A 14,953-nucleotide genomic window follows, 5' to 3' on the forward strand; every position below is an offset into this window, starting at 1 on the left:
AGCTGGCATGAGCCTGCAAGGTAAAGTTGCACTGGTCACCGGTGCGAGCCGTGGCATTGGCCAGGCTATCGCCCTTGAACTGGGTCGTCTGGGCGCTACCGTGATCGGTACCGCCACGTCGGCTTCCGGTGCCGAACGTATTGCCGCCACGCTCAAGGAGCACGGTGTCACCGGTACTGGCCTGGAATTGAATGTCTGCAGCAACGAATCGGTGGCCGCGGCCCTGGCCGCCATCACCGAGCAGTTCGGTGCGCCGACCATCCTGGTCAACAATGCCGGCATCACCCGCGACAATTTGATGCTGCGCATGAAGGATGAGGAGTGGCATGATGTCATCGATACCAACCTCAACAGCCTGTACCGCCTGTCCAAGGGCGTGCTGCGCGGCATGACCAAGGCGCGCTGGGGCCGAATCATCAGTATCGGTTCAGTGGTAGGTGCCATGGGTAACGTTGGCCAAGTAAACTATGCTGCAGCCAAGGCTGGCCTCGAAGGCTTCAGCCGTGCGTTAGCCCGTGAAGTGGGCTCGCGTGCGATCACGGTCAATTCGGTGGCACCAGGCTTCATCGACACCGACATGACCCGTGAGCTGCCTGAGGCTCAGCGTGAAGCGTTGCAGACCCAGATCCCCTTGGGGCGTCTGGGCCAGGCGCAGGAAATCGCCAATGTGGTGGCTTTCCTGGCCTCTGAAGGTGCAGGTTACGTGACTGGCGCTACAATCCCAGTCAACGGCGGCATGTACATGTAAGTGAAATGTGACGGATTGCTTCAAAAAAATGTCATACGAGCTGTCTAAAATCCGTTATAAAGCTGCAACCAAATTCTAGGCGGGGGGCAGGTGTGATAGGTGGGCCAAGCTTTCAGCTTGAAATGCGGCAGCCTTCCTATAAACTTACACACCGGCCAGCTGCCTGACTTATGTCCATTTAGGAGTGAAAACAAGGTATGAGCACCATCGAAGAACGCGTCAAGAAAATCGTCGCCGAGCAACTGGGCGTTAAAGAAGAAGAAGTGGTCAACACTGCTTCCTTCGTTGAAGATCTGGGTGCCGATTCCCTTGACACCGTTGAGCTGGTGATGGCTCTGGAAGAGGAATTCGAGACCGAAATCCCGGACGAAGAAGCTGAGAAGATCACTACCGTTCAAGCGGCCATCGATTACGTCACTAGCCACCAGGCTTAAGATTTTGTAATCGTCGCTTCTTGTCATGGAAAAAACCGCACTGCCTTTGCCGGCGTGCGGTTTTTTCTTTAGATGAGCTGTAAAGAGTTGTTCCTAAAATAAGGAGAGCGCTGTGTCGCGTAGACGCGTCGTGGTCACCGGTATGGGTATGCTGTCGCCACTGGGCACGGATGTGCCGAGCACCTGGCAGGGCATTCTGGCTGGCCGCAGTGGCATTGGTCTGATCGAGCATACCGACCTTTCTGCCTACTCCACCCGTTTTGGCGGCTCGGTCAAGGATTTCAAGGTCGAGGAGTACCTGTCGGTCAAGGAAGCCCGCAAGCTCGATTTGTTCATTCAGTACGGCTTGGCGGCCGGCTTTCAAGCGGTGCGTAACGCAGGCCTTGAAGTCACCGATGCCAACCGTGAGCGCATTGGCGTGGCCATGGGCTCGGGGATCGGCGGCCTGACCAACATCGAAGAAACCAGCCGCATCCTGCACGAGCAGGGGCCTCGGCGTATTTCGCCGTTCTTCGTGCCGGGTTCCATCATCAATATGATTTCCGGCTTTCTGTCCATCCACCTGGGTGTACAGGGGCCTAACTACGCCATTGCCACGGCCTGTACCACGGGTACGCACTGCATTGGTATGGCGGCGCGCAACATTGCCTACGGCGAAGCCGACGTGATGATTGCCGGCGGTGCCGAAATGGCTGCCTGCGGGCTGGGCATGGGCGGCTTCGGCGCGTCCCGTGCGCTGTCGACCCGCAATGACGAGCCGACCCGGGCCAGCCGCCCGTGGGACAAAGGCCGTGATGGCTTCGTGTTGTCCGACGGTGCCGGCGCCCTGGTGCTCGAAGAACTGGAGCATGCCAAGGCCCGTGGCGCGACCATCTACGCCGAGCTGGTGGGCTTTGGCATGAGCGGCGACGCCTTCCACATGACCTCGCCGCCGGAAGACGGCTCGGGCGCCGCGCGCTGCATGACCAACGCCTTGCGCGATGCGGGTGTGGCTCCAAGCGATGTCCAGTACATCAATGCCCACGGCACCTCGACCTCGGCTGGCGACATGGCTGAAGTCTCGGCCATCAAGTCGGTGTTCGGCGAGCACGCGCATCAGTTGGCCGTCAGCTCGACCAAGTCGATGACCGGTCACCTGCTCGGTGCCGCCGGCGCCGTGGAAGCGATCTTCAGCGTCATGGCGATCCAGGATCAGGTGGCGCCGCCCACCATCAACCTGGACGAGCCGGACGAAGGCTGCGACCTGGACTTCGTGCCGCACGAGGCCCGCCGCATGCAGATCGACGTGGTGTTGTCCAACTCGTTCGGTTTTGGCGGTACCAACGGTTCGCTGGTGTTCCGCCGGTTCGTCGGTTGATGCACAGTTGGGTCGACGGGCAACCGGCCGACGCGCTTGCGCTGAAGAGCCGGGGCCTGGCGTATGGCGATGGCCTGTTCGAGACCATCGCCGTCAAGGCGGGCCAGCCGTTGTTGCTGGCGCGCCACCTGGCGCGGTTGGCCGAAGGCTGCCAACGCCTGGCGATCATCACGGACCTGCAGCAGGTCGGCGATGAAGTCCAGGCCTATGCCCGGGCCATGGGCGAGGGTGTGCTCAAGCTTATCCTCGCTCGCGGCGACAGTGCCCGTGGCTATGCCGCCGACCCGGTGGCGCCGGCCCGGCGTATCCTGCAGGCCAGCCCCTTGCCTCAATACCCCAGCGCTCATGCCGAGCAAGGCGTACGATTGTTCCCCTGCACCACCCGCTTGGCCGAGCAGCCTCTGCTGGCCGGCCTCAAACACCTCAATCGCCTGGAACAAGTATTGGCCCGTGCCGAATGGCAAGGCAGCGAGTTTGCCGAAGGGTTGATGCGCGACACCTCCGGGCGCTTGATCGAGGGGGTGTACAGCAATCTGTTTCTGGTCAGGCAGGGCGTGCTGCTCACCGCCGACCTGAGCCGTTGTGGCGTGGCCGGGGTGATGCGCGCCGAGCTTATTGCACAGGCGCAGCAGGCGGGCATTGCGGTGCAGGTCAGGGACCTGTGCATGGCTGACCTCGAGCAGGCCGATGAAGTGTTTGTCTGCAACAGCGTCTATGGCCTGTGGCCGGTACATGGTTTTACATCACTGAACTGGTCGCCGGGTCCGCTCACCCGTAAACTGCAGGGCATTGCCTGCGCGTTATTGGATGCTTGATTCGTGAGACGTAAATTCTTGGTGCTGCTGGAAACAGGTCTGATTCTGGCAGGGCTGCTGTTGGGCTTCGCCGCCTGGAAGGTGCAAAGTTCGGTCGATCAACCCCTGACCCTGGCCCAGGAGCAACTGCTGCAAGTGCCCGCCGGCTCCACCCCCACCGGGGTGTTCAACCGCATGCAGGCCGACGGCGAGTTGCAGGGTGCCTTCTGGCTGCGGGTGTACTGGCGCTTCAATCTAAAGGGCCAACCCTTGCACAGCGGCGAGTACCGCATGACGCCCGGCATGACCGTGCGTGATCTGCTGGGCGTGTGGCAGCGTGGCGAAGTGGTGCAGTACAGCCTGACCCTGGTCGAAGGCTGGAACTTCCGCCAGGTGCGTGCCGCCTTGGCCAAGCAGGAAAAACTGCAGCAGACCCTGGCTGGCCTCAGCGATGAACAGGTAATGGAAAAACTCGGCCACGCCGGGGTGTTTCCGGAAGGGCGGTTTTTCCCGGACACCTACAAGTACGTGCGTGGCATGACCGACGCCGAACTGTTGGGCCAGGCCTACAGCCGCCTGGAAGACGTGCTGGCCAAGGAGTGGGGCGCGCGCGACCCTCAAGCGCCGTACGCCCAGCCTTATCAGGCGCTGATCATGGCCTCCCTGGTCGAGAAGGAAACCGGCGTACCCCAGGAGCGCGCGCAGATCGCCGGCGTGTTCGTGCGGCGCCTGGCCTCCGGCATGCTGCTGCAAACCGACCCGACCGTGATCTACGGCATGGGCGAGCATTACAACGGCAAGCTGACCCGCGCCGACCTGCGCGAGCCGACGGCCTACAACACCTATGTGATCAGCGGCCTGCCGCCCACCCCCATCGCCATGGTGGGCCGCGAGGCGATCCATGCCGCGCTCAACCCGGCGCGGGGTAGCAGCCTGTACTTCGTTGCCCGTGGTGACGGCAGCCATGTGTTTTCCGATGACTTGGATGAGCACAACAACGCCGTGCGCGAATACCAGCTCAAGCGCCGTGCCGACTACCGCTCCAGCCCGGCGCCCGCGCCAGCGCCCACCACGGATCCGGCGGCTACGCCCGACGCGGCGCCCGCCGACGATGCCGAGCCGAGCGCCCAATGATTTTTGTTAAGGACTGCCTGTGAGCGGACTGTTTATTACCCTTGAAGGGCCCGAGGGCGCCGGCAAGAGCACCAACCGTGACTACCTGGCGGCGCAATTGCGTGCGCTGGGCATGGATATCGTGCTGACGCGTGAGCCCGGTGGCACGCCGTTGGCCGAACGCATCCGCGAACTGTTGCTGGCACCCAGCGAGGAGGCGATGAACGCCGACACCGAGCTGTTGCTGGTGTTCGCCGCCCGGGCCCAGCACCTGGCCGAAGTCATTCGCCCGGCCCTGGCCCGCGGGGCGGTGGTGTTGTGCGACCGCTTTACCGATGCCACCTACGCCTACCAGGGCGGTGGCCGCGGTTTGTCGGTGGCGCGCATCGCCACGCTGGAGCAATTCGTCCAGGGCGACCTGCACCCGCAGCTGACCCTGGTGTTCGACCTGCCCGTGGAAGTGGGCCTGGCCCGCGCGTCTGCCCGTGGCCGCCTGGACCGTTTCGAGCAAGAAGGCCGCGCCTTCTTCGATGCCGTGCGCAGCACCTACCTGGCCCGGGCCCAGGCCAACCCGGCACGCTACCGGCTGATCGATGCAGCCTTGCCGCTGGCCGAGGTGCAGCGCTCGCTGGACGCCTTGTTGCCACAGATCCAGGGCTTGCACCGTGGCTGAGGCCTACCCGTGGCAGGACGGCCTCTGGCAGCACTTCGCCAGTCAGCGCAACTACGCCCACGCCTATCTGTTGCATGGCCCGCAGGGCATCGGCAAGCGCGCGCTGGCCGAGCGCTTGATGGCCTTGCTGCTGTGCCAGCGCCCGGAGGGCGGCAATGCCTGTGGCAGTTGCAAATCCTGTCACTTGCTGGCGGCCGGTAGCCACCCGGACAACTACATCCTGGAGCCGGAAGAAGCCGACAAGGCGATCAAGGTGGACCAGGTGCGTGACCTGGTCGGTTTCGTGGTGCAGACCGCGCAACTGGGCGGGCGCAAGGTGGTGTTGATCGAGCCGGTCGAGTCGATGAACATCAACGCCGCCAACGCCCTGCTCAAAAGCCTGGAGGAGCCTTCCGGCAACACCGTGCTGCTGCTGGTCAGCCATCAGCCAAGCCGGCTGCTGCCCACGCTCAAGAGCCGTTGCGTGCAACAGGCCTGCCCGCTGCCCAGCCAGGCCATGAGCCTGGAATGGCTGGCCACGGCGCTGCCAGACAGCAGCGCCGAGCAGCGCGCCGAGTTGCTGGCTCTGGCCGCCGGTTCGCCCTTGGCGGCCGTCAAACTGCAGGCTCAGGGCGTGGTCGAGCAACGTGCGTTGGTGGTGGAGGGGGTCAAGAAGCTGCTCAAGCAGCAGGCCTCGCCCACGCAGTTGGCCGAGGGCTGGAACGCCATCCCGCTGTTGCTGCTGTTCGACTGGTTCTGCGACTGGTCCAACTTGGTCCTGCGTTATCAGTTGACGCAGGACGAGGAGGGGTTAGGCTTGAGTGACATGCGCAAAGTGCTGCAATATCTGGCGCAGAAGAGTGGCCAGCACAAGGTATTGGCCCTGCAGGACTGGATTCTTGCCCAGCGCCAGAAGGTGCTGGCAAAGGCCAACCTGAACCGGGTGTTGCTGCTTGAGGCTTTGCTGGTGTCCTGGGCCAACCTGCCTGGGCAGGCCTGAGCCATTTTTGTGGTCGTGACCACAACAAGGAAATTCGAATGAATGAGCCCGTCAGTCCTGGCCCGCGCAACGGTATCTTGTCCCTGACCATCAAGGACAAGTCCGTGTTGTACGCGGCCTACATGCCCTTCATCAAGAACGGCGGCCTGTTCATCCCCACCAGCAAGAGTTACAAGCTGGGTGACGAGTTGTTCATGCTGCTCAACCTGATGGATGAAGCCGAGAAGATACCGGTGGCCGGCCGCGTGGCCTGGATCACCCCCAAGGGCGCCCAGGGCAACCGTGCCGCCGGCGTGGGCGTGCAGTTCAACGACGGCGACAACACCGCGCGCAACAAGATCGAAACCTACCTGGCCGGCGCCATCAAGTCCGACCGCCCCACCCACACTATGTAAGTACCTGTGTTTCAATGCCCATGAATTCCCCGCTGCTCGTCGATTCACATTGCCACCTTGACCGCCTGGACCTTGCCGAGCACGGCGGCTCGCTGGACGCCGCCCTGCAAGCGGCGCGCGAGCGCGGCGTGGGGCATTTCCTCTGCATCGGCGTCAGCGCCGACAACGCCGCGGCCGTGAAAGGCCTGGCCGAACAGTACGCCGACGTCGACTGCTCGGTGGGCATCCACCCGCTGGACCTTACGCCCGGCGCCGAGCCTGCGCTGCAGTGGCTGCTGGACGAACTGGATCACCCGCGGGTGATTGCCATCGGCGAAACCGGCCTGGACTACCACTACGAACCGCAAGCGGCCGAGCTGCAGCAGGCCTCTTTCCGCCTGCACTTGCAGGCGGCCCAGGCCACGGGCAAGCCGGTGATCATCCACACCCGCGCCGCGCGGGCCGATACCCTGGCGTTGCTGCGCGAGGCGCAATTGCCCCAGGCCGGCGTGCTGCACTGCTTTACCGAAGACTGGGACATGGCCAAGGCGGCGCTGGACCTGGGGTATTACATCTCGCTGTCGGGCATCGTCACCTTCCGCAACGCCGACGCCTTGCGCGATGTGGCGCGCCAGGTGCCGGCCGATCGTTTGCTGGTCGAGACCGACTCGCCGTACCTGGCGCCCATCCCCTATCGTGGCAAGCCCAACCTGCCGCAGTACGTGCGCGAAGTGGCCGAGTACCTGGCCATGCTGCGGGGCGAATCCTACGAGCGCCTGGCCGAGCAGACCACGACCAACTTCAAGCGCCTGTTCCCCATGGCTCACGTTGCTGGCTGAATCGCAGGCAAAAAAAACCCGGGTTCTGGGGGGTGAATCCGGGTTAAGACCATTAGGAGTAAAACAAAGACGTACGGTCCGTTGACGTCTTTATCGGCGCGTCACTTGGGGGGTATGGTGCGCCGACTCTTCAAGTATTGGTCAGGTTGGGCGCTATTCCACTGGCGATTGCTCGTTTTTTAAACAGATTTGGAATACGTCCGCTTCCAATACGCACTCATCGCCTGAAGTGGCACGCCGGCAGGTGTCGCCAAGTGCTTAAAACTCATCAAGAAACACAGATATGCTCGCAGATCCGTGCAATTTGCTGCAAGTTAGGCATAATACCGGGCTTCGATTTTGATCCAGTTCCCTCTTATGCAGAAAGAACCTCGCAAGGTCCGTGAATTTCGTCGCCGTGAGCAGGAGATCCTCGACACCGCACTCAAACTGTTCCTTGAACAGGGTGAAGACAGCGTCACCGTCGAAATGATCGCCGATGCAGTGGGCATCGGCAAAGGCACGATTTACAAGCACTTCAAATCCAAGGCAGAGATCTACCTGCGCTTGATGCTCGATTACGAGCGTGATTTGAACGAATTGCTGCATTCCGCCGATGTGGACCGCGACAAGGAAGCCCTATCCCGGGCCTACTTCGAATTCCGCATGCGCGACCCCCAGCGTTATCGGCTGTTCGACCGCCTGGAAGAGAAGGTGGTCAAGGGCAACCAGGTGCCGGAGATGGTCGACGAACTGCACAAGATCCGCGCCTCCAATTTCGAACGCCTGACCTTGCTGATCAAGGGCCGCATCAGTGAAGGCAAGTTGGAAGACGTGCCGCCTTACTTCCATTACTGCGCGACCTGGGCGTTGGTGCATGGCGCGGTGGCGCTGTACCACTCGCCGTTCTGGAGCAATGTGCTGGAAGACCAGGAAGGCTTCTTCCAGTTCTTGATGGACATCGGCGTGCGCATGGGCAACAAGCGCAAGCGCGACCCCGAGACGCCCGCCAGCTGAGTGATTCAACGGCTGTATAACGCTGTTGGTCGTCATTGCCCAGGAATATACTCAGGTATGGGGCTTGCAAAAACCTGATTTTTGAGTCAGGTTTTGCAGGCCCGAGTTTCCCCATGCCGGAGTCACCATGATCGTCGATCGCCAAGGCAGACGTTTTCGCAACCTGCGTGTCAGCCTGACCTCTGCCTGCAACTATGCCTGTACCTATTGTGTGCCCAACGGTAAACGCCTGGTGGCCGCACAGGACGAGTTGTCGGCCGAAGCCATGGTGCGCGGCGTGGCCTACCTGATCGAGGCGGCCGGCATCGAACGGCTGCGCATCACCGGGGGTGAGCCACTGGTCAGCCCGCGGCTGGAAACCTTCTTGCGTGGCGTCACCCCCCTGGGGCTGGACGACATCAGCCTGACCACCAACGGCCAACTGCTGTCGCGCAAGCTGCCGCTGTTGCTGGAAGCCGGCATCCGCCGCCTCAACGTCTCCCTGGACACCCTGGACCCGGACCATTTCCGCCAGATCGCCCGTGGCGGCGACTTGGCCACGGTGCTCGACGGCCTGGAGCGAGCGCGGGCGGCGGGGCTTAAAATCAAGGTCAACATGGTGCCTCTGCGCGGGCAGAACCTGGACCAGGTACTGCCCCTGCTGGACTACTGCCTTGAGCGCGGTTTTGAGCTGCGCTTCATCGAACTGATGCGAATGGGGCATTTGGCGAGTGACGCCAATGGTTTCCTGACGCAGTTCGTCAGCTTGCCGCAATTGCTCCAGGTTATCGGCGAGCACTATGAATTCCTGCAAACCGGTGCGCCGGTCGACGCGACGGCCCTGCGCTACGAAATCCCGGGGCAGGGTGTGTTTGGCGTGATCGCCAACGAAAGCGTGCCGTTCTGCCGCACCTGCTCGCGCCTGCGCCTGTCTTCCACGGGCTGGCTGCATGGATGTTTGTCGTCCAGCAACCGTCATTTTGTCGGCGACTTGCTCGACAAGCCGCGCCATCAGGCTTTGCCGGCGCTGCAACGGCTGTTGGTCAAGGCCTTGGGCGACAAGCAGGAAGTGGCGTTTTCCGGCGGCGCCACGGTGATGAAGATCATCGGCGGTTAGCGCCTGCACGCAATCAACCGCACAAATCACCAGACTGGCGCAAAAGCTGCATCAGGCGGCTATTCGCCGGTTTTCCGTCACCGGCCTCTGGAGGAAAGATGCGTAGTCTGGTCTTGTTGCTGGCGCTGGTGTCGCTGGGCGGCTGCATGAGTGTCAGTGACATGGGTGACGTTGCCCATTACCAATTGAGCGATGCCGGCGTGCTGGATCACAGCGAGACGCGGCGCTCGAACAACTTCCGCTTGCAGCCTGACTCGTTCATTTACATTGGCCAGGGCGCCTTTGCCCCAGCGGGCACCTACCCGCGGCCCAACGTGGTGGCCGAGGAAGCCTTCAACGGCTTCGTGCAGTATTTTCCCATGGTGCGTCGCGCCCGTACCCCCCTGGGGCTGGAAGAGGCATTGGGCGAGGCCCGTTCTGCCGGTGCCAGTTACCTGCTGTACACCCGTTTTGCCCGTGCCGATGATCGCATCGGCAACAGCGACGAATTCGTCGACCAGGAGTCCGGTCGCCTGGGCATCGACAGCGGCGTAATCCAGGTGATGCTGATCGAGACCAATACCCGCTACCTCATCGACACGGCGACCATTCGCAGCCGCGGCGGCCTGCTGACTTTTCACAATAACAAGCCGGAAGATTTGATCGGCCCACCCCTTGAGGATTACGCTCGTCGTTTGTTGGGCGTCAGCCGTTGAGGAGAACGTTATGAGTGGTCCGGGCAAGGCCAATGATCTGTTGGCGCAGATCCCCAAGACCGAGAAGGGGTTGCCGCCGGTGCACCTGTGGAACCCGACGTTCTGCGGCGACATCGACATGCGCATCGCCCGCGACGGCACCTGGTATTACTTGGGCACGCCCATCGGCCGCAAGCCGATGGTCAAGTTGTTCTCCACCATCATGCGCCGCGATGGTGATGACTACTTCCTGATCACGCCGGTTGAAAAGGTCGGCATCACCGTTGACGATGCCCCGTTCGTGGCGGTGACGCTGCAAGTGCTCGGCGAAGGTGAGGCGCAGGTGCTGCGTTTTACCACCAACGTCGAGGATGTGGTCGAGGCCGGCCCCGAGCATGCGCTGCGGGTTGAGACTAACCCCGCGACGCAAGAGCCTGCACCTTACGTGCATGTTCGGGTCAACCTGGAAGCGTTGGTGCACCGCAACGTGTTCTACCAACTGGTCGAACTGGCCGTGCCCCGCGAGGTGGACGGCCAGCGTTGGCTGGGGGTGTGGAGCCATGGCGTGTTTTTTCCCATTGGCCTTGACCCTGCCTGACGTACTGCGCTGCTCTTTTCGCGGATAAACCGGGACGCCGGGTCGCCGCTCCCGTAGGAGCGGATTCATCCGCGAAGACCGCCCCGCGGTCTCAGAAGTCCAGCGTTGCCGAGACCTTCAACGTCCGTGGCGCACCTTGGGTGATGTAATTGTTCGCCGTCGATGCCGACGCCCAATACGCCTTGTTCGCCACGTTCTCGACGTTGGCGCGCAGGGTGATGTCGTTCTCGTCCAGCTTGAACCGGTAGCGAGCGCCCACGTCGACCCGGGTCCAGGCCGGGATGTTCAGGGTATTGGCGGCATTGACGTACTGCCCCCCGGTACGCAGCAGTCGAGCATTCAAGGCGGCACCCTCGATACCTGGAATATCCCAGTCACCGCCCAGGTTGAACTGGAAGCGCGGCACCCCTGCAGCGCGGTTACCGTCGTTGGCGCCGGCCGACGTGTTTTCAAGCCGGGTGTCCATCCAAGTCGCGCCGGTCAACAATCGAAGGCCGTCGATCGGCTGGCCGAACACATTCAGCTCGATGCCACGGTTGATCTGCTCGCCATCCACCGAGAAAGTGCCCAGGGTATTGCCCGCAGCCACCGAGGTGCTGCTGGCCGGCTGTTCAATGCGGTACACACCCACCGTCGCGCCGACATGTTCGGTGTCGAGCTTGACCCCGGCCTCCACCTGCTTGCTGCGCGACGGCGCGAACACTTCGTTGGGGTTGGTCACGCCGCTGGCCGGCGCGGTCGGCCCCTGCGCCAGGCCTTCGATACGGTTGGCGTAGAACGATACGTGCTCCCAAGGCTTGATCACCAGGCCGTATACCGGGGTGGTGATGGACGCTTCGTAGTTGGCCGTGCGATTGCCCGACACCGTGTTCCAGGCATCCACGCCGATGGATTGGCGGCGCACGCCGACGGTTAATAGCACGCGGTCATCGACAAAGCCCAGGGTGTCGGAGACCGCCGCGCTGCGGATGCGATTCTTGCCGACGATGCCTGGGTCATGGATGTCGCCGCCGAACGAGGTGGCCACCGGTTGTGGGCGTTGCACCGGGTCGTACAGGTTACTCGCATAGCGGCCGGCCGTGGCGATGGCCTGGTAAGCCGAGCGCTGTTCGCCCCACAGGCCCGATACGCCCAGGTTCAGCTGATGGGTCAGCGGCCCCGTGGCGAAGTGCCCGTTGAGGCCGGCCATGGCGCTGCGGTTGTCTTCATCGTGGGGTGAATAGAGCATGCCGCCACGCGCCGTGCCGTTGGCATCGCTGACGTAGAGCGAGGAGTACACGCCATTCTCCCGCGTGTGCTTGGCGCCGCCGGCCACGTAGGCGGTCCAGTTGTCGCTCAAGTCATATTCCATGCGCGCCATGCCGTAGGTGTCTTCCAGCTCCGACCAGCTCCAGTCCTGGGCATAGTTGTGCCGGGCGGACGGCGCATCCGGTACTTTGCTGCCAGTGGGGTAGACCACTGCGCGGCCTTCATTGATGCGCAGTTTCTGGTAGCCCAGGTCGGTGGAGACGCGCAGGCGTTCGCCGCGATAATCCAGGGCGAGGGTGGCCAGCACCGAACGCTTGTGTTCGTCATCGACGCCGGTTTCGCCTTCGCGTTGCGCCAGGTTGACCCGGGCGCCGAGCTGGTTGTCTTCGCCAAAGCGCTTGCCCAGGTCCAGATGGCCGCCCACCTGGCTGGCGCTGGTGGAATCCAGGGTCACGCTGCGGGTGGGGGTATCTTCTGCGCGCTTGGGTTGTAGGTTGACGCTGCCGCCGATACCACTGCCTTGCGGCGACACGCCATTGAGGAAGGCATTGGGGCCCTTGAACAGCTCCACCCGCTCCAGCGCCTCGGTGTCGACGATCTGCCGTGGCAATACGCCGTACAAGCCGTTGTAGGCAATATCATCAGAATTGAGCGGCAGGCCGCGGATGATAAACACCTGGGAAAAGTTACCGAAGCCCGCCGACTGGCGCACGGCGGCATCGTTGAGCAGTACATCGCCGACGGTTTGCGCCTGCTGGTCGCGGATGGTCTGCGCGGTGAAGCTGGTCACGCTGAACGGCACGTCCTGGATCGACTGGTTGCCCAGCACGCCCAATTGCGCGCCACGCGCCACCTGGCCACCGGCATAGGTGGCCTGATCCTGGGTGAGCAGCAGGCCATTGACATTGGTGGCGCCCAGCTCCAAGGCCGCGCCTTGGGCAACCACGGGTGCCAGGGTGTAGCCGCCATTGCCGGCACCGATCAAGCTGAAGCCACTGCCATCGAGCAGGGCAGCGAAGCCCTGGTCGACGCTGTAGTCGCCCTGCAGGCCCTGGCTCTGGCGGTTGTTCAACAGTGCCGGGTCAAACGACAGGGGCACGCCGCTCTGCGCGGCGAACTGCGCCAGCACATGCCCCAGCGGGCCCGGGCCGATGCCGTAGTGCTGCACGCTGGGTGGGCTTTGCGCGGCCTGGCTGCAGGCCATCACGGTCACGCCGGCAAGGCCCATGGCCAAGGTCAGGGCAGTGCAGCGAAGGCGGGAGGGGAGGGTGCGAGGCGGCCGGGTCATGGTGGGCTTTCCTGTCGGGCACGTGGATAAGTGGGCGTTATCCAGTTCACCGAGCGAGAACGGAAAAGGTATCAGGGGCGTACGATTTTTATCGCCTCAGCTGGCGCGCGGCCCCACCGTGACCCAGTAACGTGTCAGCCGATTGATGGTCAGCGGCAGAGTGTCTTGCAGCAGGCGCAGGCTGGCATCGCTGTCGCGCAGGGAAAACGCCCCGGAAACCCGTAGCTGCGCCGCCGCCGGGTCGCAGCGCAGTACGCCGGGCCGGTAGCGCGCCAGCTCACTGAGAACGTCGGCCAGGCGCATGTCGCGGGCCACCAGCATGCCTTTCTCCCAGCTGAAGGCATTGGCGTCCAGTGCTTGCAGGGGCTGACTGCGCAACTCGTCGAACGTGCTCTGTTGGCCGGCATGAATCGTCGCGCCGTTGTCCTGCATGCCGCTGCGCGGCTGGACCCTGACCGCGCCTTCCATCACCGCCACGCGGCTGCGCTCGCCCTCGCTGCGCACGCTGAAATGGGTGCCCAGCGCTTGGGCAGTGCCCTGCGGGGTTTCAACGATAAATGGGCGGTGCGCCGGGGCCGGGTCTTTCGCCGTGCTGATCAGGATCTCGCCGTTGAGCAGTGTCAGCCGGCGTTGCTCGTCGCTGAAGGCGATGTTCACCGAGGTCGCAGTGTTGAGCAGCAAGCGGCTGCCGTCCGGCAATTGCAGCGGCTTTTGCTCGCCGGTGGCGGTGTGGGCATCGGCGCTCCATTGTTGCCACGGGGTTTCGCGCCAGGCGGCCCAGGCCAAGGGGCCCGCCAGCAACAACAGCCCCAGGCGGGTGAGCATCTGGCGTCGGCCAACACCCTGGCTGCGTTCGGCACGTTTGAGGGTATCCAGGGCAATGCTGCCGGGCACGCTGCGCAAATCGCCCAGCAAGGCTTCGGCTTTCTGCCAGGCCAATGCATGCTGGGCGCTGCGCCCGCGCCATTGGGCCACGGCGCGATGATCCTCGGCGGTCGCGCTGCCCGATTGCAACTGCACCAGGAAGTCCGCCGCCTCGCCGAGGATCTGCGGGTCGATGGCCGGCTTCATTCATTGATGCTCAGGCAGGCGATGAACGCGGCGCGCATGTGCCGCTTCACCGTGATCAGCGAGACGGCCAGCTGTTCGGCGATCTGCCCATAGGTCAGCCCTTCGAGCTGCGACAGCACAAACGCCTGACGCGTGATGTCCGGCATTTCCCGCAGCATCGCGTCGATACGGCACAGCGCCTCAAGGATCAAGTGGCGGCTTTCCGGTGACGGCGCATGCTGTTGCGGCACGTGCGCCAAGGTCTCAAGGTAGGCGCGCTCCACTGCCTGGCGGCGCCAGCGATCGATCATCAAGCCTTTGGCGATATGGGTCAGCAACGCCCGCGGCTCATTGCCCAGGTTTTGCAGCAATTGGCGCGTCAGCAGGCGCACGAAGGTGTCCTGGGCCAGGTCTGCTGCATCCCAGGTGTTACCGATTTTGCGCTGCAGCCAGCCTTGCAGCCAGCCGTGATGCGCGCTGTAAAGCGTGTGGAGCTGAGCGGTGGTGGGCTGTTCGGCGGGCGACATGGGAACCGATACGCGTGAGTTGGCAGTCCGTGCCAAAGATGTAATTAAGAATTGATCGCATTCTATCCATGCCTCGGGCGGTTTGTCGATTGGCCTGCCGAACTTCGCGCCGATTGGCTATTGGCCCCATCGGTTGCCAGGCCTAACGTGGATTCTTCTTTAATC

16 protein-coding genes are annotated in these 14,953 nt (G+C 63.0%); 13 read left to right on the plus strand and 3 right to left on the minus strand.

The genetic code is table 11. The features are described 5' to 3' along the window. The first annotated feature begins 7 nt into the window (after window positions 1-7). The 13 genes from fabG (at window position 8) to L9B60_RS20725 (ending at window position 10,675) form a co-directional block, all read left to right on the plus strand. On the plus strand, window positions 8-748 hold the full coding sequence (gene fabG / locus L9B60_RS20665) for a 3-oxoacyl-ACP reductase FabG (RefSeq protein ID WP_249672704.1): 741 nt from the start codon (window positions 8-10) through the stop codon (window positions 746-748). A 197-nt stretch (window positions 749-945) separates the two neighbouring features. Next, the gene (gene acpP / locus L9B60_RS20670; RefSeq protein WP_003175607.1) at window positions 946-1,182 is read left to right on the plus strand and encodes an acyl carrier protein; all 237 of its coding nucleotides are present in this window, start codon (window positions 946-948) and stop codon (window positions 1,180-1,182) included. A gap of 112 nt (window positions 1,183-1,294) precedes the next feature. Then, window positions 1,295-2,539 (plus strand): beta-ketoacyl-ACP synthase II, encoded by a 1,245-nt coding sequence (gene fabF, locus L9B60_RS20675; protein ID WP_249672706.1) that lies wholly within the window; start codon window positions 1,295-1,297, stop codon window positions 2,537-2,539. Continuing rightward, window positions 2,539-3,354, plus strand: a complete 816-nt coding sequence (pabC, locus tag L9B60_RS20680; RefSeq protein WP_249672708.1) for an aminodeoxychorismate lyase — start codon at window positions 2,539-2,541, stop codon at window positions 3,352-3,354. Before fabF ends, pabC begins: the two co-directional genes overlap by 1 nt. A gap of 3 nt (window positions 3,355-3,357) precedes the next feature. Next, window positions 3,358-4,467 carry an endolytic transglycosylase MltG gene (mltG, locus tag L9B60_RS20685; protein ID WP_249672711.1) on the plus strand — a complete coding sequence of 370 codons (1,110 nt, stop codon included), beginning with the start codon at window positions 3,358-3,360 and terminating at the stop codon, window positions 4,465-4,467. A 19-nt stretch (window positions 4,468-4,486) separates the two neighbouring features. Then, a complete protein-coding gene (gene tmk / locus L9B60_RS20690) occupies window positions 4,487-5,119 on the plus strand; it encodes a dTMP kinase (RefSeq protein ID WP_249672713.1) in 633 nt (210 codons plus the stop codon). Then, window positions 5,112-6,098, plus strand: coding sequence for a DNA polymerase III subunit delta' (locus L9B60_RS20695; RefSeq protein WP_249672714.1), 987 nt, complete (start codon window positions 5,112-5,114; stop codon window positions 6,096-6,098). Before tmk ends, L9B60_RS20695 begins: the two co-directional genes overlap by 8 nt. A gap of 38 nt (window positions 6,099-6,136) precedes the next feature. Further along, window positions 6,137-6,493 (plus strand): PilZ domain-containing protein, encoded by a 357-nt coding sequence (locus L9B60_RS20700; protein ID WP_249672716.1) that lies wholly within the window; start codon window positions 6,137-6,139, stop codon window positions 6,491-6,493. 32 nt (window positions 6,494-6,525) lie between these two features. Continuing rightward, complete coding sequence (locus tag L9B60_RS20705; RefSeq protein WP_249679828.1) at window positions 6,526-7,311, plus strand: TatD family hydrolase; 786 nt, start codon at window positions 6,526-6,528, stop codon at window positions 7,309-7,311. 357 nt (window positions 7,312-7,668) lie between these two features. After that, complete coding sequence (locus L9B60_RS20710; RefSeq protein WP_249672719.1) at window positions 7,669-8,307, plus strand: TetR/AcrR family transcriptional regulator; 639 nt, start codon at window positions 7,669-7,671, stop codon at window positions 8,305-8,307. A gap of 127 nt (window positions 8,308-8,434) precedes the next feature. Beyond that, on the plus strand, window positions 8,435-9,403 hold the full coding sequence (locus tag L9B60_RS20715) for a GTP 3',8-cyclase MoaA (RefSeq protein ID WP_249672722.1): 969 nt from the start codon (window positions 8,435-8,437) through the stop codon (window positions 9,401-9,403). A 98-nt stretch (window positions 9,404-9,501) separates the two neighbouring features. Beyond that, window positions 9,502-10,098 carry a DUF4823 domain-containing protein gene (locus L9B60_RS20720; protein ID WP_249672725.1) on the plus strand — a complete coding sequence of 199 codons (597 nt, stop codon included), beginning with the start codon at window positions 9,502-9,504 and terminating at the stop codon, window positions 10,096-10,098. Window positions 10,099-10,108: 10 nt separating this feature from the next. Further along, entirely contained in the window at window positions 10,109-10,675 is a 567-nt protein-coding gene (locus L9B60_RS20725) for a DUF1285 domain-containing protein (protein ID WP_249672727.1), read from the plus strand. A 91-nt stretch (window positions 10,676-10,766) separates the two neighbouring features. Here the strand turns inward: L9B60_RS20725 and L9B60_RS20730 are convergent, their stop codons facing one another. The 3 genes from L9B60_RS20730 to L9B60_RS20740 form a co-directional block, all read right to left on the minus strand. Beyond that, on the minus strand, window positions 10,767-13,211 hold the full coding sequence (locus L9B60_RS20730) for a TonB-dependent receptor (protein ID WP_249672731.1): 2,445 nt from the start codon (window positions 13,209-13,211) through the stop codon (window positions 10,767-10,769). 96 nt (window positions 13,212-13,307) lie between these two features. Continuing rightward, complete coding sequence (locus L9B60_RS20735; RefSeq protein ID WP_249672733.1) at window positions 13,308-14,282, minus strand: FecR domain-containing protein; 975 nt, start codon at window positions 14,280-14,282, stop codon at window positions 13,308-13,310. Further along, window positions 14,279-14,788 carry a sigma-70 family RNA polymerase sigma factor gene (locus L9B60_RS20740; RefSeq protein WP_249672735.1) on the minus strand — a complete coding sequence of 170 codons (510 nt, stop codon included), beginning with the start codon at window positions 14,786-14,788 and terminating at the stop codon, window positions 14,279-14,281. Before L9B60_RS20740 ends, L9B60_RS20735 begins: the two co-directional genes overlap by 4 nt. Window positions 14,789-14,953: the final 165 nt, after the last annotated feature.

Source organism: Pseudomonas abieticivorans, assembly GCF_023509015.1.
GTDB lineage: Bacteria > Pseudomonadota > Gammaproteobacteria > Pseudomonadales > Pseudomonadaceae > Aquipseudomonas > Aquipseudomonas abieticivorans.

Coding starts and splice junctions, on each gene's coding strand:
- L9B60_RS20740 (WP_249672735.1), bottom strand. CDS start 14,788: ATGTCGCCCGCCGAACAGCCCACCACCGCTCAGCTCCACACGCTTTAC.
- L9B60_RS20735 (WP_249672733.1), bottom strand. CDS start 14,282: ATGAAGCCGGCCATCGACCCGCAGATCCTCGGCGAGGCGGCGGACTTC.
- L9B60_RS20720 (WP_249672725.1), top strand. CDS start 9,502: ATGCGTAGTCTGGTCTTGTTGCTGGCGCTGGTGTCGCTGGGCGGCTGC.
- pabC (WP_249672708.1), top strand. CDS start 2,539: ATGCACAGTTGGGTCGACGGGCAACCGGCCGACGCGCTTGCGCTGAAG.
- L9B60_RS20710 (WP_249672719.1), top strand. CDS start 7,669: ATGCAGAAAGAACCTCGCAAGGTCCGTGAATTTCGTCGCCGTGAGCAG.
- L9B60_RS20715 (WP_249672722.1), top strand. CDS start 8,435: ATGATCGTCGATCGCCAAGGCAGACGTTTTCGCAACCTGCGTGTCAGC.
- L9B60_RS20730 (WP_249672731.1), bottom strand. CDS start 13,211: ATGACCCGGCCGCCTCGCACCCTCCCCTCCCGCCTTCGCTGCACTGCC.
- L9B60_RS20700 (WP_249672716.1), top strand. CDS start 6,137: ATGAATGAGCCCGTCAGTCCTGGCCCGCGCAACGGTATCTTGTCCCTG.
- acpP (WP_003175607.1), top strand. CDS start 946: ATGAGCACCATCGAAGAACGCGTCAAGAAAATCGTCGCCGAGCAACTG.
- fabG (WP_249672704.1), top strand. CDS start 8: ATGAGCCTGCAAGGTAAAGTTGCACTGGTCACCGGTGCGAGCCGTGGC.
- L9B60_RS20725 (WP_249672727.1), top strand. CDS start 10,109: ATGAGTGGTCCGGGCAAGGCCAATGATCTGTTGGCGCAGATCCCCAAG.